At 56.5% G+C, this 3,513-nt stretch carries 3 protein-coding genes; 2 read left to right on the top strand and 1 reads right to left on the bottom strand.

The genetic code is table 11. The features are described from left to right. Positions 1-59: 59 nt before the first annotated feature. Positions 60-467 carry a response regulator gene (locus ASE69_RS12580; protein ID WP_056487149.1) on the bottom strand — a complete coding sequence of 136 codons (408 nt, stop codon included), beginning with the start codon at positions 465-467 and terminating at the stop codon, positions 60-62. A 234-nt stretch (positions 468-701) separates the two neighbouring features. Here ASE69_RS12580 and ASE69_RS12585 point away from each other — a divergent pair, with 234 nt between their 5' ends. Further along, positions 702-2,207: an HWE histidine kinase domain-containing protein gene (locus ASE69_RS12585; RefSeq protein ID WP_056487152.1), complete on the top strand. Its 1,506-nt coding sequence runs from the start codon at positions 702-704 to the stop codon at positions 2,205-2,207. Between the two features lie 784 nt (positions 2,208-2,991). Then, complete coding sequence (locus ASE69_RS12590) at positions 2,992-3,438, top strand: MucR family transcriptional regulator (protein ID WP_056487155.1); 447 nt, start codon at positions 2,992-2,994, stop codon at positions 3,436-3,438. Positions 3,439-3,513: the final 75 nt, after the last annotated feature.

The raw sequence follows: 3,513 nt of genomic DNA on the forward strand, positions 1-3,513 counted from the left end.
TAGCCGTCCTTCAATCGCAAAATCTCACGCCCGTTTACATCGAGAAACTCCGTGCTTGATCAAACCGGCTTTTTGAGCGGCTCCGACAATTTGTTGTCCGGAAGCATGTTCCGCAAATGCTGGTGCACCATTTGCTTGTTGAACGGCTTGGAGATGAACGTGGCCTTTTCGGGCATCTCGCCCGCTTTTGGTAGAACATGACCGGACGCGATCACGATTTCGATAGCGGGCCAGCGTTCGGCAACATGCCGCGCCAACGCAAAACCGTTGGTATCGCCGGGCATGTCGACGTCGGAGAACAGCAGTACGATGCTTTCCCAGTTGGTGGCTAAGACACTCTTTGCCTCGTCGCCATCCATGGCCTCGTAGAAGCGGAATCCGGCGTCTTCGAGGATCGCAGTCGTGTCCATCATGATGAGCGGATCATCATCGACAACGAGGGCGTAGGGTACGGTTGAAAGTGTCATGGAGCCCTAACCCGCCCGCTATCTGCCGAGTTGCGGCGCGCGAGGATTTCTGGTCGATTTTCTCGGAATGCGACTGCGGAATGGCCGCATTTACGAGCCATGCCGGGTGTCATTTGCAGGCTGTTAACCGAGTAGTTTTGTCACAATAGCCATCATAGCCTACTGACACTAAAGGACTAAAAAACGCAGCGTCCAACGTCGTAAGGCCCGTTGAGCACGCGAACGGGGTGACGTGTGCGAGATATCCAGGAAGAAGCGCGGATCGTCCGCGAGCTGACGCGCGGCGATAGCGGATCTGACCCTTTTGCCTCGGCCGTGCGGGCAACGCGCATGCCGATGATCATCACCGACCCCCGGTTGCCCGACAATCCCATCGTGTTTGTGAACGACGCCTTTGGGAGGCTGACTGGTTATGCCCGCAGCGAGATCATGGGGCGCAACTGCCGGTTTCTGCAGGGACCGAACACGGACATGGCCGACGTCGGCCGGGTGCGGGACGCAATACGCGTCCGGGAGTCGATCGAACTCGACCTGCTGAACTACAAGAAGGACGGCACACATTTCTGGAACCGGTTGCTGGTTTCACCCGTGTTCAACGACGACGGGATGCTGCTCTATTTCTTTGCCTCGCAGTACGACGTCACTCTCGAGCGCGAACGCCTCGTCAATCTTCAGCTTGATCGCGATGCCCTCGAAGCAGAGGTAGAGCGCCGCATTGCCGAGCTTCAGGAGAGCGAGCAGCGGCTTCAATTTGCCCTCGATGCCGGCCGCCTGGGATCCTGGAGCATCAATCTTGATACGTACAGGCTAACGGCATCTTCCGAGTGCAAGAGGATATGCGGTCGTGCCCCGACCGATCCTTTGACCCTCGACGAACTGCGAGAGTCGATCCACCCGGAAGACCGGCAGATGCAGATCGATGGCATAGAGCGTGCCGTACGCGACCGATCGCTGCTGGACCTCGAGTACCGCTTGCGGACGCCGGCAGGCGAGGAGCGCTGGGTACAGATCCGGGGACAGGCGAGCTACCGCGCCGATGGAACACCGTTGGCAATCGTCGGGACGACCCAGGACGTGACCGCACGGAGGCGCGCTGAGGAGCATCGGACCCTTCTGGCTAATGAGCTAAGCCACCGAGTGAAAAATACGCTCGCGTCCCTGCAGGCGATCGTCTCGCAAACGATGCGCCGGGCGACCTCCGTGCAGGAGGCCGGCACGACGCTGCAAGCACGCATACACGCGATGTCTGCCGCGAATGACTTGCTGATCAGTGACCGGTTCGAGAGCACGTCCCTGCGTACGCTAATCGAGCGCACGCTTACCCCCTTCGGGGTAGAAGACGGTCAACGCTTCAAGCTTTCCGGTGAGGACCTTCAGCTCCCGCCCCGCCTTGTCGTCGCATTCGCCCTTGCCCTCCATGAGCTTGCAACCAACGCGGCAAAATATGGCGCGTTATCGACCGCCGATGGCGTGATTGATCTGAGCTGGAAGGTCATGGACGGCGGGCAGCCGCATGATCTCCACCTCACATGGGTTGAGTCAGGAGGCCCACCGGTTGAGCCGCCGACCCGGACCAGCTTTGGCACACAGCTCATTCAGCGTGTTTTGGCGCACGAAACCGGTGGAACAGCAAAAATCTCATACCTTCCTGGTGGGGTCGTGTTCGAGGCCGTCGCACCGTTGGTAGACAGCGCCGACAACGACAACGAGCAGCAGGATAAAGCCGAAGAAAGGAACTGAAGGGCTGGCCACCTTCAGTGTCCCATCTGGATCGGCAGAATGCGCCGGATAAGACTAGATATTTCATGAAGATAACTGGCAGGACAATTGTAGGCAAACCGCGCCGCTGCCCAGGCACTTCTGTTAATACGCAATTTCGACGGTAAAAATTGTTGACGGCTGTTCGAGGATATAGTCTGCAGCTACTAGTCAACCACACATCGATACCATCGGGTAGCATCGCCTACTCCGCTATAGAGCCGGCGTGAGACCTAATAATCCCGAAGACGAAGAAGCATTCCGGACGGAACTTGGTGAACCCGAGACTGGTCAGGATCTGGTGAATGCGCTTGCGGAGCTCCGGATTCTGGCGATCCGATTAGATTTTAAAGTCGTTGGAGCCATCGTTGACAGCGCTATCGGTATGATCCCACTTACAAAGCACTGAGACAGTGCTCTTGACTTAGCGTGATAACCCCTATCCGTTTGTCACTGATTAGCGAGCGACGGCCCGTCCCCACAGGGTAGCAAGGACGGACCGGCCACGGCCGGAGGACGATCGCGGCAAGGCATAAACGTTATCCGTTATGTTAGTTTCCAGCGATTTTGCAAGTTTGCTTTGGCATATATGCCAAGTTTTCAAAAACTGACCGTTTTTAGAAAGGCATCAGTCGGCTTAGCAGGTTTCGATTGCCGAATTTTGGGTCGGTTCAGTATTTTAACCTTAAATAAATGGCCCTAACCGGTCTGACATTGCCAGCGATCGATCAAATACCTACATGCGCGTCCAGAAATGGAGAATCCTATGTCCGACACTACCCTTGATTTAAACCCTGTTGAGCTTGCCACGGAATTGACAATTGCTTGGTTGGCTAACCCCAATACGCGTACCAACGCCGACGACGTTCCGGCATTCCTGAACAAAATGTACGAAACGGTTTCGGCGCTGGTAGGCGGTAATACTACGGCTGCCGAGCCTGAGGTACCTGCTCAAGAATACACCCCGGCAGTGACGGCTCGTAAGTCGCTTGCTAGTCCCGACCACATTATCAGCATGATCGATGGGAAGCCGTACAAGACGCTGCGCCGTCACCTCGCGACCAACGGTATGACGCCAGTGGAATATCGCGAGCGTTATGGCCTAAAGGCCGATTACCCTATGGTTGCTCCTACCTATTCAGAAGCACGTCGCACGATGGCCAAGAGCATCGGCTTGGGTCGCAAGTCTGGCCTGAGGTGGCCCCCTAAATGACCTGACAGGGCCCCGCTCTTAGATAAGAGTGAGGCATATGACTGACGGTACGACCAGGCGTTACAACGATGGCGA

Origin of the sequence: Sphingomonas sp. Leaf208 (assembly GCF_001421415.1) — a bacterium.
In the GTDB taxonomy this organism is placed as follows: domain Bacteria; phylum Pseudomonadota; class Alphaproteobacteria; order Sphingomonadales; family Sphingomonadaceae; genus Sphingomonas.

Bases quoted from the DNA above. Each gene is read 5' to 3' on its own strand.
- ASE69_RS12580 (WP_056487149.1), bottom strand. From the start codon at position 467: ATGACACTTTCAACCGTACCCTACGCCCTCGTTGTCGATGATGATCCG.
- ASE69_RS12590 (WP_056487155.1), top strand. From the start codon at position 2,992: ATGTCCGACACTACCCTTGATTTAAACCCTGTTGAGCTTGCCACGGAA.